Source organism: Nostoc sp. (genome assembly GCF_036917535.1).
Lineage (GTDB): Bacteria > Cyanobacteriota > Cyanobacteriia > Cyanobacteriales > Nostocaceae > Nostoc.
Map to the genome: position 1 here is coordinate 35,123 of NZ_JBALDA010000078.1, position 26,137 is coordinate 61,259.

Consider the following 26,137-nt stretch of genomic DNA (forward strand, 5'->3'; position numbering starts at 1 on the left):
ATGTTGTACCTACTTTGGCGATCGCTAATTTTATCTGTAGTCATTATCTTACTGACGGTTAATAACTCTGCCCTAGCTGCCACATCAAAAGTTTTACCCGTTCCCCAACCAGACTTCAAGGGCAAAATTGGCATCACCTACAAAGACTCAAAACCAGATTTTCCCCAACCTATAGCTGCTCCAGCCAAAGCCCCCAACGTTCTACTAGTGATCCTAGATGATGTTGGCTTCGGACAAGCTAGTACCTTTGGCGGTCCGGTGGAAACTCCTAACTTGACTCGCCTAGCCGAAAGAGGATTACGCTACAACCAATTCCACACCACAGCCCTTTGCTCGCCAACCAGGGCAGCACTGTTAACTGGACGCAATCACCATTCAGTGAATACAGGGGTAGTTGAGGAATTGGCCACAGGTTATCCCGGCTACACAACGATTTTGCCCAAGAGTGCTGCCACCGTCGCCGAAGTGCTGCGGCAAAACGGCTATAACACGGCTGCTTTCGGTAAATGGCACAACACACCAGACTATGAAACCAGCGCCGCCGGGCCTTTTGATCGCTGGCCTACAGGATTAGGATTTGAGTACTTTTACGGTTTTCTTGGTGGTGATACTAACCAGTGGAGTCCTGCCTTAGTAGAAAATACGAAACGAGTCGAGAAACCAGCCAATAACCCTGATTACCACCTCACTCCCGACTTAGTAGACCACGCGATCGCTTGGATTCGCAACCAACAATCCATTGCCCCTGACAAACCCTTTTTCACCTATCTCGCCACTGGAGCCACCCATGCACCCCACCACGCCCCCAAAGCTTGGATTGACAAGTACAAAGGCAAATTCGACCAAGGGTGGGATAAATTGCGCGAAGAAATCTTTGCGCGTCAAAAACAACTGGGTGTGATTCCTGCCAATGCCCAACTAACACCCCGCCCCCAAGAACTGCCAGCTTGGGATTCCCTTTCGGCAGATCGAAAGAAACTCTCTGCCCACATGGCGGAAGTATTTGCAGGATTTCTAGCGCACACAGATGATGAAATCGGACGCTTAATTGACGCAGTTGCCCAACTTGGCGAACTAGACAACACCCTAGTCATCTACGTCGTGGGAGACAACGGTGCTAGTGCAGAAGGCGGTTTAACAGGTACCGTTAACGAATTGAAATTCTTCAACGGTGTACCCGAAAATCTGCCACAACTGCTTGCTTCCTATGATGACTTGGGTAGCCCCAAGACATTCAACCATTCTCCCGCCGCTTGGGCATGGGCAGTCAACACTCCCTTCCAATGGACAAAGCAAATCGCCTCTCACTTTGGTGGAACTCGTAACCCCTTAGTAATTTCTTGGGGTGAAGGCATTAAAGACCAAGGTGGAATCCGCAGTCAATTCCATCACGTAATTGATATTGCACCCACCATTTTAGAAGTAACGGGAATTACATCTCCCACAGAAGTGAATGGGGTCAAGCAACAACCAATCGAAGGTACTAGTCTGGTTTATACCTTTGATCGCCCTGATGCTCCATCTCATCGTGAAACACAGTACTTCGAGATGTTGGGTAACCGAGCCATTTACGATCGCGGATGGGTGGCGGCGGCTCGTCATGGTCGCTTGCCTTGGGAACGTACTGCAAAAGGTGACTTTGATACAGATCCGTGGGAACTGTACAACATTGCAGAAGATTTTAGTGAAGCGAACAACCTGGCCCAAGAAAATCCAGACAAGCTAGAAAAACTGCAAAAACTGTTTTTCCAAGAAGCCCGTAACCACCAAGTCTTACCATTAGACGATCGCGCCCTAGAACGGTTTGATGTCAAAATTCGCCCCAGTCTCACCGCCGGACGCACAACCTTTACTTACTATCCTGGTGTATTTGGCATCCCAGAAGGTAGCGCCCCAAACCTGAAAAACAGATCCTTCAGCATCACAGCTAATGTAGAAATTCCCGAAACTGGGGCAGAAGGTATCCTCTTAACCCAAGGCGGACGTTTTGCGGGTTGGAGTTTTTTCCTTGAGGATGGCAAGCCCACTTATGCCTACAACTATGCCAATGCTGTTCGCTACATTATTCAATCCCCTGAAAAACTACCTACAGGTAAATCTAGATTACGGTTCGACTTTAATTATGACGGTGGCAGTGTAGGTGCAGGGGGAACTGGAAAATTATTCATCAACCAACAACAGGTAGCCGAAGGTCGAATCGAAAAAACCATCGCTTATCGTTTAGCCCTAGATGAAACCTTTGATGTCGGTAGAGACACAGGTACTCCTGTAGTTGACACCTACCAAGTACCCTTTGCCTTCACTGGCAACTTACAACAAGTCAGCCTGGAGTTGAAGTAAGTAATGGGGTATGGGGCATGGGGTAGGAATCAGAGGGAGTTAAAACTTGAATTTTCACCTTCAGAAGCTCAACGTTCACCCTCAAAAGCTCAACGTTCACTTTTAGAAGCTCAACGTTCACCCTCAGAAGCTCAACTTTCACCCTCAAAAGCTCAACGTTCACCCTCAGAAGCTCAACGTTCACCCTCAGAAGCTCAACTTTCACCCTCAAAAGCTCAACGTTCACCCTCAGAAGCTCAACTTTCACCCTCAAAAGCTCAACTTTCAAGTTTTAACTTCCCAATGCCCCATGCCCCGTGCCCAATGCCCAATCCCCATTAAAATCATGAATGAAATTTTGGCAGTAATTGACAAATTAGCGCTTCTCACATTCATTGTTTTCACTATGTTGGGTGCGGGTTTACGCCTAACCGTACAAGAAATTTGGGAACCACTCCGCAACCGCCGTCTGGTGATATTGTCTTTGGTGACAAATTTTGTACTGGTGCCGCTTTTTGTCTATCTGCTGCTGCAAGTAGTACATCTAAGTGAACCGCTTAGAGATGGTTTACTGGTCATGGCAGTAGCATCAGGGCCCCCAGCATTACCAAAACTTGCTCATATAGTCAAGGGCAATATAGCTTTTTCCGTGGGGTTAATGATGTTGCTGATGTTGGGCACAATCGTTTATATGCCGATTGTATTGCCTTTAGTGGTAGAAGGCGTACAAATCAATTCCTGGGAGATTGCGGAACCCTTATTATTAATGATGGTCAGCCCATTGGTAATTGGGCTATTTATCAAAGCTAAATTTCCAGCGATCGCTATGACTCTTCAGCCGATTTTGTTCAAATTATCTAATGCTGGATTACTTTTAGGTCTAGTAGTCAGACTGGCAGTTCATACTAACGATATGATTGCCTTATTAAAAACAGGTGCAATCTTTATTTGTGCTGTATTTATTCTCTTCTCTTTTAGCGTAGGCTATCTTTTAGGCGGCCCTGGTATTGATACCCAAAGAGTGCTAGGAGTCGGAACAGCTCAACGCAATTTTGCCGCAGCATTATTAGTGGGTACAAGCAACTTTGAAGATCCCAGCGTGGTGAGCATTATCATGGTGACAAGTATATTAATGATGGTTACAGTTCTTATTGCCGGGCCAAAGTTCACAGAAATAGATCAGCCAAATAATGCAGAGATAGAACAGGTAGAAGTTTGATGTCATGTCCGTTTAAATAACCGTCATTGCAACACTTTGCAGAGCGTCTTGTTGGCGTAGCCTCTCATAGAGAAAACAAGTAAAGATTAGAAAGCTTATAAAGTATTATCTTATATAAAATGTTTTTCATAAAAAATATGCCTAGCAAACATAGAGCTATTGAATCTCCTATTTTACCTTCACTTGAAACAATGAATAAGGGGATACCAGATAAGCAATTATATGAATCAGAGAGCTATCAAAATGTATATTTATCAAATTGTCAGCTTGAGGGAACTAAAGAAGTAGATTTTCAGTATGCCTACTTTGATAATGTTAAAATTATAAATACTTACTTTAAGAGACTTTCTCTACAAGATGTTATAATTACTAAAAGTGATTTTGCTAATACTGAATGGGAAGAAGCTTCACTTAATATAATTGAGTTTGTTAACTCTAGATTATTGGAATTTAAAGCAATAAAATCTAGATTAAAAAATGTTGTTTTTCAAGGATGTCAGGGACAATTTTCACAGTTTACTTTTAGTAAAATTGATAATGTTATTTTTGACAATTGTAATCTTGAATATTCTACATTTTTAGAAATTTCTTTAATAAATGTAACATTTATAAATTGCCAAATAAATAACATTATCCTTGCTAATGCTAAATTTCAAGACACAGATTTTCGAGGTTCTAATATAGAAGGCTTGCAAATAGAAGGTTTGCAAATTAATATAAGTCAGCTTAAAGGTGCAATTTTAGATCCATTTCAAGCTGCTTATATTCTTCAAAGGTATGCAAATGTAGTAGTTAAAACTGTTGATGAATAAACATTGCGTTTGCGTCGTTCCACCACCCTTTATATGGACTCATAAAGCGATCTCTCCAAGCTAGAAGTCAGGAATTTGAACAGAATTAAAAGAATCCTCTCTGCGGTAATGGTGTACCATTAATCTCATAGTCACCGATCGCACGAGCTTTAAAATGATTTGGGTTGTGTGAGGACAAAGTACGAGCGTTGCGCCAGTGACGATCAAAGTTTGAGCTTTTTTTAGTTGTAGAAGCCCCACCAACTTCAAACAACAAGGTAGCCGAACGTAGAGCCAAATCATCAACAATCAATTTGGCTTTGGATGCACTCAGAGAAGTTGCCAGTGCCACAGCTGTTTCTGCCTCTTCACCCTGAGCTTGGGCAGCAGGGAGGCGATCAAGACCATCAGCTGCTGCTAAAACAATCGCTTCGGCAGCAAAGGCATTGGCGGCAATTTGCCCGACAGTCTGTTGCAAGATTGGGTCTTCTGAGGCTTGCTCGCTTACAGCATGGTAGAAAGTCCGGGGTCTGTTACGGATGAGGGCTGTAGCATCACGTAGAACGCTACGAATAATACCGGCGTTGATGGCAGTCAGGAATAATTGCGGGACGATGTTGTATGGCAGATTGTCTTTGTCTGTGTCTGTCTCAAAAATTACTTCTTCAGCCTCTACACGGACATTTGTGAAGGTGGTCGTTCCCGTACCTGTCAGTCTTTGTCCGAAGCCGTCCCAGTCGTCCACCAGTTCAAGACCCTCGCGGTTAGTAGGAATGAGTATATACGCTGTAGAGCCATCAGGTACTAACACACGCACAAAAATCCAGTCTGCGTAAAGGCTGCCAGTGCTGTAATATTTCCTTCCATTCAGACGATAGCCGTCGCCATCGGGTGTCAATTTTGTATTCACGACTTGGCGACCACCTGATCGCTTGGCTTCTAGCTCGGTGGAAGCGAGTCCAATAATCGCACCATCAGCAACGGCTTTGAGCCAACGGCGATTCCTTTGGGTGCGCTCAGAACGCAAAATCCGCTCTGTTACTAAGAAATGATTCCGCACAATGTGAGCGACGTTTGGATCGGCATCTCCCAGCCGAATCACGACCTCGAATAATTCGCGTGCTGTGCTACCACCGCCACCTTCAGCTACCGGGATTCGCAATGCACCCAACCGAGAACGCCGGATCAATTCAACGATATCAAAAGGCAGGATGCGATCGCGATCGCGCTCACTTGCCCCTAGAGCAATAAAATCAAAAAGCTGCTGGAGTTCCGGCGAGTTTGCTCTCACAGGAGCCGAAAACTGAATTGTCGTATCTGCAAGTTTCTCTGGACTTTTAATCATTAGTTTCTATCTCCGAATATCTTATGGAAAATCTATGTTGGTGAGTGGTGAGGCAATTGCTAGTTCTGGGTGACGTGATAGCACTACAAAGTTGAAGAATGTTTCCAGCCTTGAGGCGATTACATCTGGTAACATATTCAAGCCATCCACTGCACTCGACAAAAACCATTCCTCTGTAAGGGTTTTAGATGTACTTAAGTTTTATAAAATACTAAAAACCTACCGAATTACCGTAGTTTGATACTCCCAAATTTTCCCCAAATTGTCAATCTGTTTTAACGTCTTTTTGCGGGAAAGACTCAAAGTTGAAAGCAAAAAAGCGTCTACAGAGTAAGCCCAGGGATAACGCCAGCCGCCTGCCTAATTTGTGAACTTCTTCAAGGATAATCTTTATCCTACTTAATGGGGTTTAAAATCCCATACACAAAGGGTTGTTTGTGTTGGGGTAACAGTTTCCCTTACAAAACGTAATTGTTTAATCATACCTGTAAAATGTTTAGATAAGATTACAATAGGTGGGCTACGTATAAAGTAGTTAAGTAACCTTTAGTAATTTGACCATTGAATTTAGTATTAATTAATTTAGCGATCGCATCAAAAAAACGTGCCCTTGTAATGCGATCTAAATTTAGATGACCGGAGTAAGTATTTAAGAGGTTGAGATAACTTGCAGTGTTGTATGTTGCGTCCCATCGATAAGAGCGATAGACTACTTCACCAAACAAACCTGTTTGCTGAATCTCACCTGTTTTATTAGGGACTTTCTGCTCGCGCAAAGGAGGCTCATCGTCTTTAACCAGTTGAGGAGCTAAACTTTGATATAGCTCCTGTACTTCTTCAAAGAAGCCATTACTAGCATCACTATGTACGTGTTCATTCCAAAATAGCGCGATCGCTCCTTCAGATGTGAGGGCTTGAGCAGTTTTTTTGTAAGCAATACTTGGGTCAAGCCAATGGAAAGCAGTCGCCGAAATCACTAAATCAAAAGCATTTTCTTGGGTCACCCAATCCTCAAAAGCGATGTTACGCACTTCTACTTGCGGATAAGCAGCCAGATTTTTTTGGGCAACCGTAGCAAGATTCTCACCCAACTCAATGCAGAGTATACAATAATCCCGGTGGGCAAAGGGCACAGTTGCCTGACCAGTACCACAACCAATCTCTAATATCCTTCCGTCTGGAGTGATTTCTGAGAGAGACACCACATCGTCAAAAAGCGCTTCTGGATATCCTGGTCGAACTTGGTCATACAACAGTGCTACTTGATTAAAAGTGGTTCTTAACTGACTTCTTTCATCTGTCATGTGTTTATGTTTACGATATCTAACCCGAAATTCATTAGAAAGTCACCAGAAAGTTCTACTTGGGAACTTGATCCTCAATTAAAAGAAGAGGTTCTTTCCAATCTCTTATCAAAGGAGGTATCAAGATGAGAATTGCCTCGACTGCGGTCGCTCTGAAAAAGTCGTGATGACGGGCTAACAACCGTGTTGCAGCGGAACGACCGTCTTCTTCGTTGGGTTGCAAAGGTTGTCTGCGTCCGCTGAACACGACCGTTCTGCCGCTTGCGTTTCGGGTGGCGGTAGTAGTTGGAAAGTATCTGTCGAGGAGCAGCATCAAGCTAACTTATCTTTCAATCGACTACACTCATCCAGTAGCAGGTTGAGTTCAGCAGCTATTTTCCAGGGGTTGCGACCTTTGAAAGGAGCGGCGATAACTGCTTCATAGGGATTTTTCCCAGTTTTTTTGACGGCTGCGATCGCGGCTTGATTGGAGAGTCCTCGTCCAGCCACAAGCCAAGCCGCTAAAATATGCGCTGTGCGTCCAACTCCACCAGAACAATGAACAACAACTTTCTCTTCATTCTGGTTGGCAGCAGCTAGGAACGGTAGAATTTGGTGAATTAGAATTTGCGGCTTGGCAAAATCAAAATCATAGATTGGTGTCCAACAAACCCGGTTAATTCCGAAGGTCTGTCGGTAAGCTTCAAGTAAATTTGTGTAGCGAATGAGTTGATACTCAGTCAGCAAGCAGCAGACACGCTTGACGTCTTGATTGTGCATGAACTCAATCCACTTGTTAACTTGCTCATCGCTATATCCTGGTTGAGCACAGCCAAACACGATGGGTTCGTTCTCCGAAGCTGAAGCAAACTTGTACATATCGAGTGCATCGAATTGTTCAATGACTGATTTTAACGCTTAAGTTTTCCTATTAATTCAGTTCGACAAAGCGAAGGTTGAATATTCTATATAGGTCATGCTATTGGCGCAGCAGAACAATCCCGTTGCACACCGACCGTATAGAGTCTTTTCGTTGAGTCCGAGAAGCTGTTAGCGGCGGGTGAACGGGGTCGTAGTGGAGTAAATAGCTTGGTATTAATTTTGACACAGAAAGTCTGGTTTACATAAGACATCTCCAGAAATTAAATATGCGTTCGCCAAAACCCTTTTTAGGGGCGAACGGTTGTTCACCGTTCCTTCATTTTCGGAGATGTCTACTGTTTACTGATAACTGATAACAGCGATCACAGCTCACACTAGACTGGCTTGAAAGAAACGGTTAGCAGGGCGCGCCAGTCCGAGATTTTCACGCAGCGTCTTACCCTCATACTCTTTGCGAAAAATTCCCCGCTGTTGGAGTTCTGGCACAACTTTGTCAACAAAATCATTCAGCCCTTCAGGAACAAAAGGAAACATGATATTGAAACCGTCAGAACCTTCCTCAGTCAGCCATTGCTCCATCTCATCGGCAATAGTTTGGGGTGTGCCTACAAAGGCCAGTCCGCCGTAACTGCCAATGCGTTGCGCCAGTTGTCGAATAGTCAAGTTCTCACGTTGCGCTAAGGCTATTACTCTTTCTCGTGAAGAGTGACCAGCGTTAGTCGGTGGGATTTCTGGCAAGGGCCCATCCGGATCAAAGCCGGAAACGTCGTAGCCAAGCGCACCATTTAGGCTAGCGATTCCACTGTCATAATGTACTAAGCTGTCTAAATGAAGACGCTTGGAATGGGCCTCGGCGACAGTTTCTCCCACAACCACTAAAGCACCTGGAAGGATTTTTATACTATCTGGGTCACGTGCGATCGCCCGCGCCCGTCCCTTAATGTCTGCAAATAAAGCTTTGCCAGCCTCTAGATTACTAGCAGGTGCAAACACAGCCTCGGCAGTTTCAGCAGCTAATTGCCGTCCGGCTTCGGATGCACCCGCCTGGACAATTAGCGGCCAGCCTTGGACTGGTCTAGCGATGTTCAATGGCCCCCGCACCGAAAGATATTTTCCCTTATGATCCAGAATGTGAAGCTTTGCAGGGTCGAAATAAATCCCTGCTTCCACATCCTGAATGAATGCATCGTCAGCAAAGGAATCCCAAAGACCCGTGACGACATCATAAAATTCTCTAGCCCGTCGGTAGCGTTCGTCATGCTCTACCTCTTCTTCTAAGCCAAAGTTGAGCGCTGCATCTGGATTAGATGTGGTGACGATGTTCCAGCCAGCACGGCCGCCACTGATATGGTCGAGAGAGGCAAAGCGACGAGCGATGTGGTAGGGCTGGTCATAAGTTGTCGAAGCAGTGGCTACTAGTCCGATGTATTCGGTGACGCTGGCGAGGGCAGAAAGCAGGGTAAAAGGCTCAAAGGATGTAACAGTATGGCTGCGTTTGAGCGCGTTGATTGGCATATTCAGCACCGCTAAGTGATCGGCCATAAAGAATGCGTCAAACTTGCCCTGTTCTAGTTTTTGGATAAATTTTTTCAGTGCTGGGAAGTTAAAATTAGCATCAGCTATAGCCCCAGGATAGCGCCAAGCGCCTGTATGTATGCTTACCGGGCGCATGAATGCACCCAGTTTTAATTGCTTCGATCTGCTCATTAGCCCTCCGTATGTATAATTCGTAATTAAAACATCTAAAAAAAGCCTTAATTCAAGTGCTTTACAGCACTTTGCCTAATTTCTCAAATAATACATCCTTTGCCAATTTAGTCTTAAATGCGCCGCTCTCCCCTGTCTACTCAGTCCCTAGTCTCCAGGTCAATGCACCTCTACTTCAAACTCTGCTTTTTGTAAATATTTCAAAGCTTGGGTGACTTTTTCACCTTCTAATTCAATGTGAAACTGACTGGCTGAATCCTGATAGTTATCTCTAGACCAAGTACCAGCCTTTTCTAGCTCTTGTAAAATGGTTACAGAAATACCCAAGGGCTGTAAGCGCTTTTCTAAACTTACTTGCGCTTTCACAATATTCAGCAGCGCCATGCCTTCAAATTAGTGTAGGCGCAGCCCGTCGTAGACATCGCTTCACTATCTACCGTTAACGCCTGCACTCTTGGTATAATTTCCGCAGCAAAACGCTCCATTTCTATGGCAAAAGGCTGGAATTGCAGCATGAAAGTATCAACTCCTACTTTGGTAAATTCAGCAATCCGATGGGCTACAGTTTCATAGCTACCTACCAATCCTGCTGCTGTACCACCATTGCTTCCCACACCGGGGTACTTAGCCATATTTTTGAACATGACTACTTCCGAATCTACTCCTTTGAGTAGTTCCGAGCGATCGTCTAGTGCTAGTCTCATTGCTTTCAAGTTTTGATATTCTGCTTCTGCCTCTTCGTCTGTGGGTCGAGCAATCACAAAAGCTGACATGGCAAAGCCCAGAGGTTGAGAGCGAAACTGAGTTTTTTTAGCAACTTGAGCAATAGTTTCGCGGATAACTTCAATCGGACGACCGTTGAGAAAAAATGTATGTGCTTGTTTTGCGGCTAGTTCTTGGGCTGGTTCTGACTCTCCTCCCACATATACGCGCGGATGTGGTTTGGCTATAGGTGGGGGATTAAACTGCAAATCGTTGATTTGAAAATAATCACCGTGGAAATTGACTTTTTCTCCACTCCATAGAGCTTTTACGACCCTAATCCATTCATCTGAATAGCGATAACGCTCATCGTGGGGAAGAAAATTTATCCCTGGTTTTTCCATTTCTGGCTTGAACCAAGCACTGACTAGGTTAATGGCAAAACGTCCACCGCTAATTGCATCAATACCTAAAGCCATCTTCGCTAAGACGGCTGGATGGAAAAGTAAAGGCTTGACAGCTGCAATAATCTCGATGGATTTTGTTGCTTCGGCCAGGGCTGCTGCTGCTGTCCAGGTTTCTAGCTGATCGAGTTCTTGGTTCCTGGGATTGATGATGTGTTGTGCGATTAAAGTTGTGGTAAATCCACACCTTTGGGCCAACTGAATTAAATTCTTGGCTCGTGAGTAACTAGCATCACGAGGTTCAAGAGGATGGTTCATCACGCCGCAGTTGCCGTAAACGGGAATCCAAATCCCGTAACGTGTCTCAGACATAGCTTTCCAGAACCTTTATAATAGGCACTAAAACTTTATTTTTATACTTAGCAACATTATACGGTAAATCGGTAGATTTATAGTAGTATTTTATGAGATTTGCATAGGTGAGGATAAAAAACAAGGTGGTATTTGGATTCTGTGGTTGAGGACAATAATTAATGAACTAATGAGACAAAAACATCTAGCCCAACATAAAGATGGTCAATTACAGCAGATTGCAATTTGGTGAAGCAGCGCGGTGTTGGGGGAAACCCCCATGAGCGACTACTGTTAGCGCAGCGTAAAGCCTACGGCATAGCTTCGCTTAGAGCGACGCAGGAGCGTCACCCGTAGGGTGAGGTACAGATGATTGTGAGGACACAACAATGTTGTTTTGCTACCTATGTACTTCATTTACTTGCAATAAGCTGTAAATTTAAGCTATTCATCCAATATTCCTTTACTGACATAAATTGGGTGCAATAAATTTTCAATTTTTGGTAACATTTTATAAAAAATAATTGAACCAAGAATGCAAGACAAGCCTCCAAAAATTAAAGCATTTGTTGCATTAAATATACTTGCTAATCCACTTATAAATAAATTACCAAATGGAATAATTCCCATAACTGACATATTATATATACTCATGAGCCGACCTCTTTTCTCATCATCTGATATTATTTGTAAAACAGAATTACTAGATGAATACTCTAAAATATAGCTACAACCTATTATTGGAACTATCATTAAAGATAACCAAAAGCTTCTCGACAATGAAAAGGTAATTAATGCTGTACCAAATATAGCCGGAGCAAAAGCAATAATTTTACCAAGCCTAACTAAATTTGTTTGGGAACTTAAATAAATGCCACCACATAATGCCCCCAGTCCTGACGCTCCCGTTAAGAAACCCAGAGTAGTGGAATCTCCTTGAAGAATTTGAATGGCAAAAACAGGCATAATTCTTAGATACGGCATTCCCAAAAAACTGAGTAATGCTATTAGAAGTAAAATTGAGCGAATAGGCAAAAAATAATAAGCGTATGTAAAGCCTTCTTTTAAATTCTGCCAAATGTTGTTTTGATAATTCCGGTGTACCATTGTTAGTTTGTTAACTTTAATTGCTAACAAAGCTGTAATGATAGTAATATAACTAATACCATCAATTAAAAAACAGTGTGCAGGAGAAAGACTAGCAATTATAATTCCAGCGATCGCTGGGGCTATAATCCGCGAACCGCTAAGTAAAGAAGAATGGAGAGCGGTTGCATTAGTAATATCTTCTTTATTTTCAATGATGTCCATTATGAAAGCATAACGAGCAGGTATTTCAACGCTACTGAGCAAACCTTGCAATATACTTGCACAAATTATCTGCCAAATACTAATTATTCCTGTGAAAGCAAAAATTGCTAAAGCTAATGAGAGAATCATCATAATAAATTGCGTAGCAATTAGAATATTACGTCGATTAAACTGCTCTATCCAAATACCAGCTAAAGGGCTAACTATTAAATTAGGAACCTGGCTGAGGAAACCAATTAAGCCTAGTAAAGTTACTGATTCTGTTTGAGAAGAAACTAGCCATGCACAGGTAGTTTCTGTCATCAAACTACCAATCATAGATAAACTTTGACCACTAAAAAATAGACGGTAGTTTCTAGACTTGAAAGATTGCAAACTCTGGGTCAAACTCATGTTGAGTAGATACTTCTAATATACCTATTTGCTAAGACGCGGGATGAAATAATAATGGTTTAACAGCTGTAATAATTTCGATAGAGTTTGTGGCTTTTGTCATCTATTTTTGCACTTAGAAAAAATATACTGCAAATCGGTAGATTTGTAGTATATTATTATGAGATTTGCATAGGTGAGGATAAAAAACAAGGTGTATCTTCCCAGTCCCCATTTAATTTGGAGGCAAGAATGTCAGAACCACGTTACGGTATTTGGTTGCCTGTGGGCGGTAACTTTGGCCCTCTCAATACGCCAGATGAACCGATTGATGCTAGTTATGAGCGCACGCGATCGCTAGTATTAGAAGCAGAACGTTTAGGATATGTCACAACCTTAATAGCACAGCACCTTGCCAACCCCCGCAGTCTAGAGTTAGACCAATTAGAAACTTGGACAGCTTGTGCAGCATTGGCTGAAGCTACAGAAAAAATAGAAATTATCGCTGCAATTAAACCTTTATTGTTTCATCCAGCCGTCTTAGCCAAAATAGCTTTGGGAATTGATGCCATTAGTCAGGGACGTTTTGCCATCAACTTAATTAGTGCTTGGTTTCGCCCAGAAATGGAGCGTATTAATATCCCTTTCCCACCCCATGATGAACGTTATCGCTACTCTGGTGAATGGTTGCAGGTTGTGAGAGCTTTGTGGAGTGGCGAGAAAGTGAACTTCGAGGGTGAATACTTCAAAATCCAAGATTTGAGCCTTCGACCCTTTCCTGTTGCTCAACCCTATCCCCGCATCTACTTGGGAGGAGCATCTGAACCAGCGCAGATTTTAGCGGCCCAACAAGCAGATGTTTACTTCATCAACGGTCAACCGATTGAAGATGTCCGCAAAGTAATTAAACAAGTTTTGGAGCGATCGCGCTTTCTACCTCAACCAGTCAGCTTTGGGCTATCAGCCTTTGTCATTGCCCGTCCCACAGACGAAGAAGCACAAGCAGAACTAGAACGACTCATGGCATTGCAAAAGCTAGAAGAACAATATAAATTAAGTGTTGCCAAAGGAGTTGACAAAGAAGCCGTTATGTTCCAACTCTTCGCCAAAAACCCAGCTGTTGGCGGCAATGGTGGCACAGCCGCAGGATTGGTTGGCAGCTATGATACAGTAGCCGCTCGCATTGCAGCTTTCGTTGATGCAGGTATCGATACTTTCATGTTGCAATTTAATCCCTTTGTACGAGAGATGACACGTTTTGCCCAAGAAGTTATGCCTCGTGTACGACACTTGCAGAAAGTATAGGATTAAAGAGGGTACATGAATAGTCAAGTTATTACAGATGTTTCTCAGATAACTCTTGAATGGATTAATTCAGTACTGTTTGACGATAATTCTACATTGACTACCAGAGTCGAAGATTTTGCGATCGCACCTGCAGAATGTGGGGGCAATTCTGACAATGCTATAATTCAGCTTAAATATCAGTCACAAACCTTAGAAAGCTTACCGAAATCACTGTTTTTGAAAATATGTGCAGGTGAAAATAATCTCTTTGGAAATTCTGAAGTAAATTATTACATACGAGATTATATTAACCTCGCAAATCGACCGATACCAACTTGCTATCAAGCACAATATGACGAAAAAACTCGTCAATATCACATCCTGATGGAGGATTTATCTGTCAGCCATCGTTCCAATCGAAAAATACAACCAACACTTGCTTATGGCTGTGCAGTTGCTCAGTCTCTAGCCCTATTACACGCACATTTCTGGGGAACCGAAAAATTACAATCTCTGAACGCCAGCATTCCCTACAAGACTGAAATTGAGCGATATGTAGCTCAAGCCCAACTTGGCTTAGTACCTATGTTAGAGGAACTGAAGACAGAGATTGATTCTTCTTGGAAGTTTGTACTGATAGATGTATTTCAGTATCATCCTGCTAAAATGAGCGATGTCTACGACGGGCTACGCCTACGCACTGTTGATTCATCTGGATTCACACTAATTCATGGCGATCTCAATCCGGGTAATATCCTATCTCCCTTGAATGGCAACGGAAAAACCTATTTGATCGACCGTCAACCATTTGACTGGTCGCTGACTACATGGCTAGGAGTTAGCGATCTTGCATATATGATAGTGCATTGGTGGGAAACCGATTTACGACGACAATGGGAAATACCAATTTTAAGTGAGTATCATACAAGTCTCATCAGTAATGGTATTTCCGACTATAGCTGGGAGCAACTAATAAATGACTATCAACTTTGTGTTGTTCAAAGTATTTACGTTGCTACACAATGGTGTGCATCAGCAGAAGGAGTTCGTCAGATGAAATGGTTGTGGTTTCAGCAATTGCAGAAATCAATAGTAGCTTTCTTTGACTGGCAATGTTTTGAGTTATGGGCATAACAACTATTTTCTACCATCTCAAATAGAAATATACAGGGTAGAGGGTGGATGTTGCCATTTCCAACTCTTCGCTAAAAATCCAATAGATAATTAACTTGTAAAACTAAATATTTGATAAACTAATAATTAGAGTATCATACTAACTGTAATTCGCCTTATACACTGTTTGTATATATTATGCAAACTCTATCTACTGCATAATTATTCAGACAAAGCAGCAGTCATTAGTCACAAACAAATCAGCGATACCTCCGGTATCGCTACCGTTAACGTAATGCCAAATAGGAGGAAAAGAATTGCTAATAGAAAATGAACTACAACTAAGTGCTGATGTGCTGGTAATTGGTGGCGGCCCTGCTGCTGCGTGGGCAGCATGGGCAGCTGCATCCCAAGGTGTCAAAGTCATCATTGCTGATAAAGGTTTTCTGGGTACAAGCGGTGCTGCGGCTGCGAGTGGTAATGGCATCATGGCTCCTTCTCCAGAGAATTGGGACAAAGTTGTATCGGAGCGTTATCGCGCAGGAAAAGACCTGGCTAACTTACGTTGGATTGAGCGTGTCATTGAAAAAACTTGGCTCAGTTTGCCCCTAGTAGAAAAATGGGGCTATCGTTTCCCCAAAGAAAATGGGGAATCTATGCGTCAGAGTTATTATGGCCCAGAATATATGCGGGTACTTCGCAAAAACCTCTTGCGTGTTGGTGTGCAGATTTTCGACCAAAGTCCGGTTTTAGAGCTTTTATTGGCTGACGATGGCTCAGTGGCAGGAGCAAGAGGTATACAGAGACAACATCATCGTACTTATACCGTTCGTGCTGGTGCAGTAGTCTTAGCGAATGGCGGTTGTGCCTTCTTAAGTAAAGTGTTAGGTTGCAATACTAATACAGGTGATGGACTGCTGATGGCAGTGGAAGCTGGCGGCGAACTCTCCAGTATGGAAGCTTCTAATCACTATGCAATTTCGACCGCTTTTAATGCCACAGTGACGCGGGGTGTTCCCTTTGGCTGGGCTAGTTACAGCGATGAAGCAGGTAACGATCTTGGTGGTTATATCAATGGTCGCCGCGATCCTGGGTTTCTCCCCAATGCCCTGATGAAAGGCTCCGTTTATGCTCGTTTAGATAAAGCCACACCTGAAGTTAAGGCAGTAATTGAAAAGTCTCATTTCATCACTTTTCTACCATATAAAAAAGCTGGGATCGATCCCTATACAGAACGAGTACCTGTAACGCTGCTTTTAGAAGGTACAGTCCGAGGTACAGGTGGGATTCGGATTGTAAATGATAGTTGTGCTACAAAAGTTCCTGGACTTTACGCAGCTGGTGATGCTGCATCGCGGGAGTTTTTAGCCGGGTTAGCTTCTGGTGGTGGCGGCCCTAATGCTGCCTGGGCAATCTCTACAGGACAATGGGCAGGAGTTGGGGCGGCTGCTTTTGCGAAGAGTCTAGGCGCACGTGCAAATGAACGGATTGCACGTGCAGCTGGTCGAGTCGGATTGCGATCAGCTACGCTGGGCGGAACGCCATCGCCTTTGGACAAGCGTAGCCTATCGCCCTCCCCGACTTCTGAGACATTCGATAGCGAAGCAATTGTGCGCGGTGTCCAAGCCGAGATGTTCCCCTTAGAGAAGAATTACTTGCGTTCTGAGCAAAAACTTCTCGATTCCCTCGCCAAATTAGAAACTTTGTGGCAGCAGGTACAAGGGAATCCAAAACAAGATAGTGTGCGCGACATAGAATTTTCTCGTCGCGCGGCTGCTCTAACTGCTGTTGCGCGATGGGCATACTTTAGTGCTTTACATCGCAGAGAAACCCGCAGCGAACATATTCGTATCGACTATCCCCAGACCGATCCTAATCAGCGTTATTATCAAGCCACAGGCGGCTTAGATAAGCTATGGGTGAGGCGCGATTGGATTACGGATGCTCCTGCCACACCACCAGTACAAACCACTCCAACCACACCCGTTGTATCAAAGTTGTAACAGGAGCAATATCATGATTGAGCTTGTCAGCCATAAACTCTGTATTAATTGCAATCTGTGCGTCCAGGTTTGTCCTACTAATGTCTTTGATGCAGTTCCCAACCAACCACCCGTAATTGCTCGCAAGGAAGACTGTCAAACTTGTTTCATGTGTGAGGCGTATTGTCCTGCGGATGCGCTTTATGTTGCTCCCCAATCTCATACTGATATTGCAGTCAATGAGGATGAGTTAATTGAAAGCGGCATTATGGGTGAATATCGCCAGATATTAGGCTGGGGATATGGCAGAAAAAACAATAGTGAATTAGATACTGCTCATAAACTACGCCAACTACCGCGCCCTTATCAAAGTTAATTTCAATAGGGTTAAGAGGCGATCGCAATTTATTTTCAGCACAATCGAGAGGCGTTTTGAACAAGGCGATCGCCTTTATTTTCCCTTTTCCCTCACATCAACCAAAATTTCCGCCCCAGTAATTGCATAAGCGAAGTCAGAAACTAAAAATAAAGCGATCGCTTGCATCTAGAGCGGCATGTAGAACGGGTTTTGTGTGCCATGACTAGTGTTATGGGAGGAGGTGCAAATATTATTTTTGTTCAAATCAAGAAATTCAAGTGATGTAAAGTTTTTGTTGATTAGAGACACTTTTCAAACTCAACATTAAATCAAGAATTTTAGGTTGATTCTAGTAGCCAGTAATACTCAACGTTAGGTTGACAGGTTACTAAATTTTGTGAATATACTTGTGACTCTACCCCGTTTAGTTTCATCAACCAGAATTAATTGTACAAAGTTAATAATAGCTGCCAAGGTAAGTGTATTCATTATTCCGACAATGAAAATCAATACTAAGTAAGTCTGTAGATTATAAGAGCGAGAAAACAGTATTAAACCTAAACCTAAAACCGTAGCAGAATACGCTATGACGTTTACTAATCCTGTGGCTTGTTTCCTTAAAATCAGATAAAGTCCAGCAATTATCGAACCCAGTGCGGAAGAACCACCAGGAAAACCTCATGCTGAAGTTAGTGCGCTCAACCATACTCAAGGAAAAACTTTCGATTTTTTGAAAATATATGTAACTCTTGAACCTTGTTCTTTTTATGGACGTACACCAGCGTGTGCTTTAACTATTGCTGAAGATACTCGTATACATGAAATATATGTATCTATAATCGATCCAGATCCTCGCAATAATGGTCAGGGATTGGAAATTTTAAGAAAAGCAGGAAAGACAGTTTGTGTAGGGTTATGCGCTGATAAAGTCAACGCTTTTTTAAGACAATATTTATTGAGATAATACAAAATCATCTAGATAAAGCTATGAAAGAAAATAGCATCATTACTGGTTTTCATGCTCATGTCTACTATAATACCGAAAATCGTGATATGGCTGCCCGTATTCGTGAAGGATTGGGAGCTAGATTTGAAGTGCAGCTTGGACGCTGGCACGATCAGCCCATTGGCCCACATCCTAAATCCATGTATCAAGTTGCCTTCGCACCCAACCAATTTACGGAAGTCGTTCCTTGGTTAATGCTCAATCGTGAAAGCTTAGATATTCTCGTTCACCCAGAAACAGGTGATGATGTCACAGATCATACAGCACACGCCTTGTGGCTAGGCAATAAGCTAGATTTAAACATCAACTTCCTACAACGAATCAAACCCAACGCCTCTTAATTAAGAATTATCCTAACGCTTGCGTGCTAATACTCAGCCCATCTGCGTAGGCGGTCGCGTAGCGTCTCGTAGAGAAGCCCGCCGTACCCCTTTCCTACGGAACGCTCCGCGAACGGGGAAGCAAGCTACGCGGTAGCGTCTCTGAAAGAGAAGGCATTGCAATCAAACTCAGGTCTATGCGATCGTTTTGAGATAGCTTACTGTTGAACTCAGGAATAGCCAGCCTGAGTCTTTTATTTCCAGCTGACTCACCCTTCCAGACCACAGTACATTATCAATAGCAATTAGACCAACAGATATTCATGCAAATCAGTTGTCAAATTTAGTGTTTTCCTTATAGACATACTTTTTTGGATCTTGCTTTTGTGGCTGATCTATGTGAATATTATACATAAAATACGGTAAGTTGCTCAATTTATAGTAATTTAAATATACTTACAGTCTGAATCTACATATGTTGACTAAGTATTTATCAAATCAACCAATGAAGATTGTCAACAGCTTTCTTCACAGGCATAGAATATGGAGAATTGACAAATTTGGCTTATTCTTTGCCTGTGGGTTAAGTTTGACTCTTGTGATATCTGCTTGTTCTTCCGATAACACAAGTAATTCTGCCGCAACGCAGACAGTAAATCAAACCGCGACAAATCAAAAGGTTGTAGTTCGGATTGGCTATCAAAAAGCAGCAACTATTCTCAACACCATAAGAGCGCAAAAAGATTTGGAGAAAGCTTTTGCTGCTAGTGGCGCTTCAGTAACATGGGCTGAATTTCCTTCTGGGCCGCCAATGTTAGAGGCAATGAACGCAGGGAGTATTGATTTTGGCTACACTGGTGAATCTCCCCCAATCTTTGCCCAGGCTGCGGGTAATCCTTTGGTTTATGTTGCTTACGATCCTTGGGGTTCCAAAGCAGAAGCAATTCTTGTGCCGAAAAGTTCATCTATTAAAACTCTTGCAGACCTTAAGGGTAAACGAATTGGTGTTGCTAAAGGTTCAAATACTAACTACTTATTGGTAAAGGCCTTAGAAAAGGGAAGAGTAGATTATAAGGATATTAAACCAGCTTTTCTCCAACCTCCTGATGCTCGTGCGGCTTTTGAGGGTAATAATATTGATGCTTGGGCAATTTGGGACCCTTACTTATCGGCGGCGCAAGCCGCTACAGGCGCACGCACTCTAACTGATGCAACTGGGTTAGCACCCAATCGCGGTTACTATCTGGCTGCTAAATCTTTTGTTGACAAGTATCCTGATGCTTTGAAAACAGTGCTTGATGAAGTCAAAAAAAGAAACAACTGGGCAAAAAATAATCCCACAGAAGTTGCTAAATTTCTTTCCCCACAATTGGGTATTGATGTTGGGGTGCTGGAAGTTGCCGAAAAACGACGAGACTATGGCGTACTACCGCTAACAGAGGAAGTGATTCGCAAACAGCAAGAGATTGCCGATACTTTCTACAAAATCAAGCTAATACCGAAATCTATCAATATTAGTGAAATCGTTTGGAAAGGCAATCAATAGAAGGTAGAAGAATATGAATATCGATACCCAGTGGATGAAAACAGATGTGCTTGTGATTGGTGGTGGAACAGCCGGGACAATGGCTGGAATTAAAGCCAAACAAGCAAATCCTGATGCAGAGGTACTGATTTTAGAAAAGGCTAACATCCGACGGAGTGGTGCGATCGCAATGGGTATGGATGGAGTAAATACCGCAATCATTCCCGGTCATTCCACACCAGAACAATATGTGCGCGAAGTCACCCTGGCTAACGATGGCATTCTCAACCAAAAAGCTGTATATCAAACAGGGAAATTAGGTTATGAAGTCATCCAAGAATTAGAAAGCTGGGGTGTAAAATTTCAAAAAGATGCCCAAGGCAACTATGACTTAAAACAAGTGCATCGTGTAGGTAAATATGTCTTACCCATGCCAGAAGGTAAAGACCTGAAAACCATTCTCACCCGCCAAGTCAAACGTCACAAAGTCAAAGTTACAAATCGCGTCATGGCAACTCGCGTGTTAGTCAAAGAAGGACGTGCTATTGGTGCAGTGGGATTCGATGTTAGAAACGGCGATTATATAGTCATTCAAGCCAAAGCCGTCATCCTGTGTACAGGTGCTTGTGGCAGACTAGGATTACCTGCTTCTGGCTATCTCTACGGTACTTATGAAAATCCTACCAATGCTGGGGATGGCTATTCAATGGCTTATCATGCAGGCGCAGAACTTAGCAATATTGAATGCTTTCAAATTAATCCTTTAATTAAAGATTACAATGGCCCTGCCTGTGCTTATGTTGCCGGGCCTTTTGGCGCTCATACTGCTAATGCTGAAGGAAATCGCTTCATTAGTTGTGACTATTGGAGTGGTCAAATGATGTTGGAAATCTGGAAAGAATTGAATTCTGGTAAAGGGCCAGTCCAACTCAAAATGACTCATCTTGATGAAGATACAATTGCAGAAATTGAATCCATACTTTGGGCAAATGAACGACCAAGTAGAGAACGCTTTCATCAAGGTAGAAATGAGGATTACCGCACTCATGGCGTAGAGATGCACATTTCAGAAATTGGCTTATGTAGCGGTCATAGTGCCTCTGGTGTGTGGGTAAATGAAAATGCTCAAACAACAGTCCCAGGTTTATATGCAGCCGGAGACATGGCCAGCGTTCCCCATAATTACATGATTGGGGCATTTGTTTTCGGTCGAATAGCTGGAATTCATGCCATTGAATATATTCAATATTTGGATTTTATAGAACCAGATGCAGATTTTTTAGAAACAGAAAAAGCCAGAATTTATGCACCTTTAACTCGCCCCGACGGTGTACCTCACACTCAGGTTGAATATAAACTTAGACGTTTAGTTAATGATTATCTGCAACCACCAAAATCAGGTAATAAAATTGAGATTGGGTTAAAACATTTTGTCCAATATCAACAAACATTAGATGTAATGGGTGCGCGTGACCCCCATGAATTGATGCGCTCTATGGAAGTGCATTTTATTCGCGACTGTGCAGAAATGGCAGCCAGAGCATCACTGTATCGTCAAGAAAGTCGTTGGGGTCTTTATCATTACCGCTTAGATTATCCAGAAAAAAATGATCAGGAATGGTTTTGTCATGTCAATTTAAATAAAGATGAATTAGGGCAAATGGTATTGTTTAAGCGTCCTGTAAATCCTTACATTGTAGAAGTAGATACAATCAAAGAATTTTACAATGTTGCAATTCAGTGAAATTACGGTCAAAAATGCTATTCTTTGATAGAGACTAGGCAATATTAATGCCTAAAAAAACAAAAATGTATTATGAAGCAATTTGATCTCGATAATACACTGTTGAACTTTAACATCTGTAAAGGTCGTGGATTTTTGCTATTACAACAGAAAAAATCAAAATTTACCACAAGAAGTGCAACCAAAATTTATGATAAATGAACTCTTGAAGTTGCTGGAGTTGGTTAACCAACAGATTTTTGATTTCTTCATTTCAAGTTAAAGCTTAAATAATTTAAAATAAATTATTTTGAGGGATTGTATCATAAATATGTCTATTTATAATTCAATTGGTCAACAATATTCAAAAACTCGCGTTCCTGATATTCGCATTGTCAATACATTAATTGATTTACTCAATTTACCTAAAGGTAGCATTATCGCTGATATTGGGGCTGGTGCTGGTGGTTATAGTATAGAGCTAGCTAACCAAGGATTTCTTGTTAATGCTATTGAACCTTCTGTAGTGATGCAAAAACAAGCAGTAAAGCATCCACAAGTTAAGTGGTTTTCTGGCTATGCAGAAAATTTACCTCTCACAGATAAGTCTGTTGATGGTGTTGTGAGTATCCTAACAATTCATCACTTTTCCAATCTCGAAAAAGCGTTTCAAGAAATGCACCGAGTTATTAGAGATGGAACAATAATTTTGCTAACTTTTGATATTAGATTAGCTCAAAAGATATGGATTTATGATTATTTCCCCTTTTTATGGGAAGATTGCTTACGATTTTTACCACTTAATGAACTGATTAATTTAATTCAGAAGAATACTACAAGGCGAGTTGAGGCTATACCTTTTTTATTACCTCATGACTTATCTGATTTATTCGCAGCAGCAGCTTGGAAACGACCAGAAATGTATCTTAATCCTGAAGTACGTGCGGGTATATCGTCTTTTGCTTTAGCTAATCAAGATTTAATTGAGCAAGGATTACAGTTACTTACAGCAGATTTAAATAGTGGAGAATGGATGAAAAAGTATGGTGATATTCACAATTTGACAGAGATTGATATAGGTTATCGTTTTATCCGTGCAACGCTAGATAACTAAATAATTATAATTTAAAACTATGACAAATAAAGTCGCTATTAGTGAGCAATTTAAAATTAAAAAAGCTGAGATGAAAGATGCAGAACGAATTACTATCCTTGGCGAACAACTTGGATATTCTTTAACACCTCAACAAGTAGAGCAACGCCTTAAGAAAATTCAAAATGATGATGACCATGTTATTTGTGTTGCAACTTTAGCAAATGAATATGTGATTGGTTGGACGCACGCTTATATTTGTGATTTATTAATTATGCCAACTCAGGCAATTATTTTAGGTTTAATAGTAGATAAAGATTATCGTCATCATGGAATTGGACGTTATTTGATGCAGCACATCGAACAATGGGCTGCTATGAAAGAATGTGATGGAGTTATGTTACGTTCTAATATTAAACGCAAAGAGGCACACTTATTTTATGAAAAAAATAGGCTATGTCAATATAAAACATTCATTAGCTTTTTATAAACAATTGATTTAGAAAAATGATATGCAGTTAATTGATACATTTACAACTGATCGCTTGTTTGCAGAACGGCTAAAATTTAAACACTTGAATGAACTTTGCCGGATGCACCAAAATCAACAAGTTATGGCAACTTTAGGTGGTGTGCGTTCTGATGAAGAAACACGACTATTTATTTTCAATAACTTGCACCATTGGCAATGTTATGGATTCGGTTTGTGGGTATTTCGAGACAAAGTTAATCATCAATTTGTTGGTCGTGCTGGTCTTCGCAATACTCATGTAGAAGGCATGAATGAAGTTGAATTAGCTTATGCTCTCATGGCTAAATTTTGGAATCAAGGATTAGCTACAGAAATGAGTGAGCAAATTTTACAAATTGCTTTTGAACTGCTGAAGTTACAGGAGGTGGTTTGCTTTACTCTCACAACAAATCAAGCTTCACGCAGGGTTATAGAAAAGTTGGGATTTAAGTATGAGCGTGAGATTATCCACGCCAATTTACCTCATTTATTTTATCGGTTAACGGTTTAATTACAAAATCAGGGGGTAGTTTTATGGCTTTAATCAATCAAAGAGTAGATGTTCCTGTAATTGTTGATGAATCAAAATGTTTAGAAAAATGCACAGCTTGTATTGAAGTTTGTCCTTTAGATGTGTTAGCTAAGAATCCAGAAACGGGGAAAGCATACATGAAATATGATGAGTGTTGGTTTTGTCTACCCTGTGAAAAAGAATGTCCTACCAATGCTATTACTGTCCAGATTCCCTTTTTATTACGTTAAAATCATGAATGATGAGATACAATTGTGGCTAGAAATGCTGCGATCGCCTGATGTAAATGACCGTCTAACAGCTGTCAAAACTTTACAACATCTCGGTGATGAAGAAACAATAGATGCTTTAATCATTGCTTTGAAAGATGAAAACTTTGTTGTGCAAAAAATAGCAATATCTGCCCTTTGGGAAATTGCAAACCCTGTTGCTATTCCTGCTTTAATTGAATGTCTTGTTTCAACATTTTTAGAAATTCGTACTGAAGCTGCATCAGCTTTAAACGAGTTGATTACACAAAATGACTTGTTACTTTTACTAGATAAATTAGAAAGCAACAATGTCAATCTTCAATTAAATATTTTAGTGCTTTTGCGGAAAATACACGCTATTGAATCTTTCTCAGCTATCTTACCATTTTTAGAATCAAAAAATCACGAATTAAGAGAAGCAGCCGTTACTACACTGCGATACATCAATCAACTAGAAAAATGTCCACAAGCTTTAAATTTAGTCTTTGACCGAGAAACAATTGTCCGTCGTGCTGCTGCTTTAACTTTAGGACATTTACAAGATACAGATGTAATTACCATACTTTGTCAAGCACTCACGAATGATAGTGATTGGCAAGTTCGCCGAAATGCCGCAATATCTCTAGCTATTCATGAAAATTATCAAGCAATTTCAGCACTAAAAATAGCTTTAGATGATGAACATTGGCAAGTGAGGAAATCCGCAGTACAAGCTTTGCAAAAAATCCCAGATATTCAAGTTATGCCAAGATTAATTCAAGCATTAACAGATGAATATGCAGATGTCCGCAAAGAAGCAGTAATTGCTCTTGGTAATTTAGCTCATCCTGATGTTATTAACCCCTTGCAACAAGTCTTAGATGACCCTGATAAGGAGGTGGCTATTCAAGCGCAACGGGCAATTCAGAAGATGCAAACAGATAGAATAGTCTTAAGGGAGCAGTAAATAACGAAGGAAAAGCACAATGGGAAATCCATTTCCTGGAATGAACCCGTATTTGGAACAACCTGAACTTTGGCATCAAGTTCACAATCGTTTGATTGTAGTGATCGCTGATGACCTGACTCCTCAAATCGCGCCGAAATACCGAGTTTCTATTAAAGAGCGAGTTTATACTAGTGTAGATGATATTTTACTCGTAGGAATTGCTGATGTAGCAGTTGCCAAACGTAACACTACAGATAACAGTACAACTTTGACTGCTGCAAAACTTGCTGAACCCAGTAAAGTGAAAGTTCCTGTACCTGAACAAATAACTGAGCGATTTTTAGAGGTGCGAGCAACTCCAACCAAAGAAGTAGTTGCTGTGATTGAAATACTTTCCCCTAAAAATAAACGCTCCAAAGAAGGTAGAGCCGCCGACGAAAGCAAACGACAGAAAATTTTAGCTTCTGCAACCAACTTGGTAGAAATTGACTTATTAAGACAAGGTGAGTCAATGCCTATTCTTGGAGCGTCAGTTACAGATTATAGTATCTTGGTCAGTCCCAGTTACAACAGACCTGATGCAGATTTATATACTTTCGATTTAAAAAACCCAATTCCTATTTTTCCTGTACCTTTGTGTGAGGGAGAACCTGAACCTATAGTTGACTTGCAAAGGTTATTAAATGAAGTTTACGAACGGGCTAGATTTGACTTGGCAATTGATTATTCACAACCTTTAAAGATAGTGCGATCGCCAAAAGAAGAAGCTTGGGTGAGAGAAGTATTACAGAGGATGTGAAGGAAGAAAAGGATTTATACTTA

The 26,137-nt window shown here is 41.6% G+C and carries 26 protein-coding genes; 16 read left to right on the top strand and 10 right to left on the bottom strand.

Features of this window, described 5'->3' with window-relative positions; all coding sequences use genetic code 11:
- Entirely contained in the window at positions 1-2,340 is a 2,340-nt protein-coding gene (locus V7K56_RS24660; protein WP_334914522.1) for an arylsulfatase, read from the top strand.
- Here the strand turns inward: V7K56_RS24660 and V7K56_RS24665 are convergent.
- The gene (locus V7K56_RS24665; protein WP_334914524.1) at positions 2,321-2,608 is read right to left on the bottom strand and encodes a hypothetical protein; all 288 of its coding nucleotides are present in this window, start codon (positions 2,606-2,608) and stop codon (positions 2,321-2,323) included. The two genes, V7K56_RS24660 and V7K56_RS24665, sit on opposite strands and share 20 nt — an antisense overlap.
- Before the next feature lie 21 nt (positions 2,609-2,629).
- On the opposite strand from V7K56_RS24665, the gene V7K56_RS24670 reads away from it, so the two are divergent.
- Together V7K56_RS24670 and V7K56_RS24675 are read left to right on the top strand one after the other, a co-directional pair.
- Positions 2,630-3,538, top strand: coding sequence for a bile acid:sodium symporter family protein (locus V7K56_RS24670; protein ID WP_334914526.1), 909 nt, complete (start codon positions 2,630-2,632; stop codon positions 3,536-3,538).
- Positions 3,539-3,675: 137 nt separating this feature from the next.
- Complete coding sequence (locus V7K56_RS24675; protein WP_334914528.1) at positions 3,676-4,350, top strand: pentapeptide repeat-containing protein; 675 nt, start codon at positions 3,676-3,678, stop codon at positions 4,348-4,350.
- Positions 4,351-4,435: 85 nt separating this feature from the next.
- Here the strand turns inward: V7K56_RS24675 and V7K56_RS24680 are convergent, their stop codons facing one another.
- From V7K56_RS24680 to V7K56_RS24720, 9 genes are all read right to left on the bottom strand, one after another.
- Entirely contained in the window at positions 4,436-5,674 is a 1,239-nt protein-coding gene (locus tag V7K56_RS24680; protein ID WP_334914530.1) for an acyl-CoA dehydrogenase family protein, read from the bottom strand.
- A gap of 21 nt (positions 5,675-5,695) precedes the next feature.
- Positions 5,696-5,836: a hypothetical protein gene (locus V7K56_RS24685; RefSeq protein ID WP_334914532.1), complete on the bottom strand. Its 141-nt coding sequence runs from the start codon at positions 5,834-5,836 to the stop codon at positions 5,696-5,698.
- A 344-nt stretch (positions 5,837-6,180) separates the two neighbouring features.
- Positions 6,181-6,978 (bottom strand): class I SAM-dependent methyltransferase, encoded by a 798-nt coding sequence (locus tag V7K56_RS24690; RefSeq protein ID WP_334914534.1) that lies wholly within the window; start codon positions 6,976-6,978, stop codon positions 6,181-6,183.
- A 55-nt stretch (positions 6,979-7,033) separates the two neighbouring features.
- On the bottom strand, positions 7,034-7,225 hold the full coding sequence (locus tag V7K56_RS24695) for a hypothetical protein (protein ID WP_334914536.1): 192 nt from the start codon (positions 7,223-7,225) through the stop codon (positions 7,034-7,036).
- Between the two features lie 65 nt (positions 7,226-7,290).
- Positions 7,291-7,836 (bottom strand): protein-tyrosine phosphatase family protein, encoded by a 546-nt coding sequence (locus tag V7K56_RS24700; RefSeq protein WP_334914538.1) that lies wholly within the window; start codon positions 7,834-7,836, stop codon positions 7,291-7,293.
- 372 nt (positions 7,837-8,208) lie between these two features.
- Positions 8,209-9,546 carry an LLM class flavin-dependent oxidoreductase gene (locus V7K56_RS24705; RefSeq protein ID WP_334914540.1) on the bottom strand — a complete coding sequence of 446 codons (1,338 nt, stop codon included), beginning with the start codon at positions 9,544-9,546 and terminating at the stop codon, positions 8,209-8,211.
- Positions 9,547-9,705: 159 nt separating this feature from the next.
- The gene (locus V7K56_RS24710; protein ID WP_334914542.1) at positions 9,706-9,930 is read right to left on the bottom strand and encodes a hypothetical protein; all 225 of its coding nucleotides are present in this window, start codon (positions 9,928-9,930) and stop codon (positions 9,706-9,708) included.
- Entirely contained in the window at positions 9,918-11,024 is a 1,107-nt protein-coding gene (locus V7K56_RS24715; protein ID WP_334914544.1) for an LLM class flavin-dependent oxidoreductase, read from the bottom strand. Before V7K56_RS24715 ends, V7K56_RS24710 begins: the two co-directional genes overlap by 13 nt.
- 423 nt (positions 11,025-11,447) lie before the next feature.
- On the bottom strand, positions 11,448-12,707 hold the full coding sequence (locus tag V7K56_RS24720) for an MFS transporter (RefSeq protein ID WP_334914547.1): 1,260 nt from the start codon (positions 12,705-12,707) through the stop codon (positions 11,448-11,450).
- 231 nt (positions 12,708-12,938) lie between these two features.
- On the opposite strand from V7K56_RS24720, the gene V7K56_RS24725 reads away from it, so the two are divergent.
- The 13 genes from V7K56_RS24725 (at position 12,939) to V7K56_RS24785 (ending at position 26,114) form a co-directional block, all read left to right on the top strand.
- A complete protein-coding gene (locus V7K56_RS24725) occupies positions 12,939-13,991 on the top strand; it encodes an LLM class flavin-dependent oxidoreductase (protein WP_334914549.1) in 1,053 nt (350 codons plus the stop codon).
- 15 nt (positions 13,992-14,006) lie between these two features.
- Positions 14,007-15,107 carry a hypothetical protein gene (locus tag V7K56_RS24730; RefSeq protein ID WP_334914551.1) on the top strand — a complete coding sequence of 367 codons (1,101 nt, stop codon included), beginning with the start codon at positions 14,007-14,009 and terminating at the stop codon, positions 15,105-15,107.
- A gap of 296 nt (positions 15,108-15,403) precedes the next feature.
- Positions 15,404-17,089 carry an FAD-binding protein gene (locus tag V7K56_RS24735; RefSeq protein ID WP_334914553.1) on the top strand — a complete coding sequence of 562 codons (1,686 nt, stop codon included), beginning with the start codon at positions 15,404-15,406 and terminating at the stop codon, positions 17,087-17,089.
- 13 nt (positions 17,090-17,102) lie between these two features.
- Entirely contained in the window at positions 17,103-17,444 is a 342-nt protein-coding gene (locus V7K56_RS24740; protein ID WP_334914555.1) for a 4Fe-4S binding protein, read from the top strand.
- Positions 17,445-18,413: 969 nt separating this feature from the next.
- A complete protein-coding gene (locus V7K56_RS24745; RefSeq protein ID WP_334914557.1) occupies positions 18,414-18,773 on the top strand; it encodes a DOPA 4,5-dioxygenase family protein in 360 nt (119 codons plus the stop codon).
- Between the two features lie 577 nt (positions 18,774-19,350).
- The gene (locus V7K56_RS24750; RefSeq protein ID WP_334914791.1) at positions 19,351-20,298 is read left to right on the top strand and encodes a sulfonate ABC transporter substrate-binding protein; all 948 of its coding nucleotides are present in this window, start codon (positions 19,351-19,353) and stop codon (positions 20,296-20,298) included.
- Positions 20,299-20,311: 13 nt separating this feature from the next.
- Entirely contained in the window at positions 20,312-22,021 is a 1,710-nt protein-coding gene (locus V7K56_RS24755; protein WP_334914559.1) for a fumarate reductase/succinate dehydrogenase flavoprotein subunit, read from the top strand.
- A gap of 310 nt (positions 22,022-22,331) precedes the next feature.
- Complete coding sequence (locus tag V7K56_RS24760) at positions 22,332-23,114, top strand: class I SAM-dependent methyltransferase (protein WP_334914561.1); 783 nt, start codon at positions 22,332-22,334, stop codon at positions 23,112-23,114.
- A gap of 19 nt (positions 23,115-23,133) precedes the next feature.
- Positions 23,134-23,583 carry a GNAT family N-acetyltransferase gene (locus tag V7K56_RS24765; RefSeq protein ID WP_334914563.1) on the top strand — a complete coding sequence of 150 codons (450 nt, stop codon included), beginning with the start codon at positions 23,134-23,136 and terminating at the stop codon, positions 23,581-23,583.
- Between the two features lie 22 nt (positions 23,584-23,605).
- A complete protein-coding gene (locus V7K56_RS24770) occupies positions 23,606-24,115 on the top strand; it encodes a GNAT family N-acetyltransferase (protein ID WP_334914565.1) in 510 nt (169 codons plus the stop codon).
- 23 nt (positions 24,116-24,138) lie between these two features.
- A complete protein-coding gene (locus V7K56_RS24775; protein ID WP_053455107.1) occupies positions 24,139-24,366 on the top strand; it encodes a 4Fe-4S dicluster domain-containing protein in 228 nt (75 codons plus the stop codon).
- 4 nt (positions 24,367-24,370) lie between these two features.
- Positions 24,371-25,333, top strand: a complete 963-nt coding sequence (locus V7K56_RS24780; RefSeq protein WP_334914567.1) for a HEAT repeat domain-containing protein — start codon at positions 24,371-24,373, stop codon at positions 25,331-25,333.
- A 19-nt stretch (positions 25,334-25,352) separates the two neighbouring features.
- Positions 25,353-26,114, top strand: a complete 762-nt coding sequence (locus V7K56_RS24785; protein WP_334914569.1) for a DUF4058 family protein — start codon at positions 25,353-25,355, stop codon at positions 26,112-26,114.
- Positions 26,115-26,137: the final 23 nt, after the last annotated feature.

Coding starts and splice junctions, on each gene's coding strand:
- V7K56_RS24660 (WP_334914522.1), top strand. CDS start 1: ATGTTGTACCTACTTTGGCGATCGCTAATTTTATCTGTAGTCATTATC.
- V7K56_RS24670 (WP_334914526.1), top strand. CDS start 2,630: ATGCCCCGTGCCCAATGCCCAATCCCCATTAAAATCATGAATGAAATT.
- V7K56_RS24675 (WP_334914528.1), top strand. CDS start 3,676: ATGCCTAGCAAACATAGAGCTATTGAATCTCCTATTTTACCTTCACTT.
- V7K56_RS24680 (WP_334914530.1), bottom strand. CDS start 5,674: ATGATTAAAAGTCCAGAGAAACTTGCAGATACGACAATTCAGTTTTCG.
- V7K56_RS24690 (WP_334914534.1), bottom strand. CDS start 6,978: ATGACAGATGAAAGAAGTCAGTTAAGAACCACTTTTAATCAAGTAGCA.
- V7K56_RS24700 (WP_334914538.1), bottom strand. CDS start 7,836: ATGTACAAGTTTGCTTCAGCTTCGGAGAACGAACCCATCGTGTTTGGC.
- V7K56_RS24705 (WP_334914540.1), bottom strand. CDS start 9,546: ATGAGCAGATCGAAGCAATTAAAACTGGGTGCATTCATGCGCCCGGTA.
- V7K56_RS24710 (WP_334914542.1), bottom strand. CDS start 9,930: ATGGCGCTGCTGAATATTGTGAAAGCGCAAGTAAGTTTAGAAAAGCGC.
- V7K56_RS24715 (WP_334914544.1), bottom strand. CDS start 11,024: ATGTCTGAGACACGTTACGGGATTTGGATTCCCGTTTACGGCAACTGC.
- V7K56_RS24720 (WP_334914547.1), bottom strand. CDS start 12,707: ATGAGTTTGACCCAGAGTTTGCAATCTTTCAAGTCTAGAAACTACCGT.
- V7K56_RS24725 (WP_334914549.1), top strand. CDS start 12,939: ATGTCAGAACCACGTTACGGTATTTGGTTGCCTGTGGGCGGTAACTTT.
- V7K56_RS24730 (WP_334914551.1), top strand. CDS start 14,007: ATGAATAGTCAAGTTATTACAGATGTTTCTCAGATAACTCTTGAATGG.
- V7K56_RS24740 (WP_334914555.1), top strand. CDS start 17,103: ATGATTGAGCTTGTCAGCCATAAACTCTGTATTAATTGCAATCTGTGC.
- V7K56_RS24745 (WP_334914557.1), top strand. CDS start 18,414: ATGAAAGAAAATAGCATCATTACTGGTTTTCATGCTCATGTCTACTAT.
- V7K56_RS24755 (WP_334914559.1), top strand. CDS start 20,312: ATGAATATCGATACCCAGTGGATGAAAACAGATGTGCTTGTGATTGGT.
- V7K56_RS24760 (WP_334914561.1), top strand. CDS start 22,332: ATGTCTATTTATAATTCAATTGGTCAACAATATTCAAAAACTCGCGTT.
- V7K56_RS24765 (WP_334914563.1), top strand. CDS start 23,134: ATGACAAATAAAGTCGCTATTAGTGAGCAATTTAAAATTAAAAAAGCT.
- V7K56_RS24770 (WP_334914565.1), top strand. CDS start 23,606: ATGCAGTTAATTGATACATTTACAACTGATCGCTTGTTTGCAGAACGG.
- V7K56_RS24775 (WP_053455107.1), top strand. CDS start 24,139: ATGGCTTTAATCAATCAAAGAGTAGATGTTCCTGTAATTGTTGATGAA.
- V7K56_RS24780 (WP_334914567.1), top strand. CDS start 24,371: ATGAATGATGAGATACAATTGTGGCTAGAAATGCTGCGATCGCCTGAT.
- V7K56_RS24785 (WP_334914569.1), top strand. CDS start 25,353: ATGGGAAATCCATTTCCTGGAATGAACCCGTATTTGGAACAACCTGAA.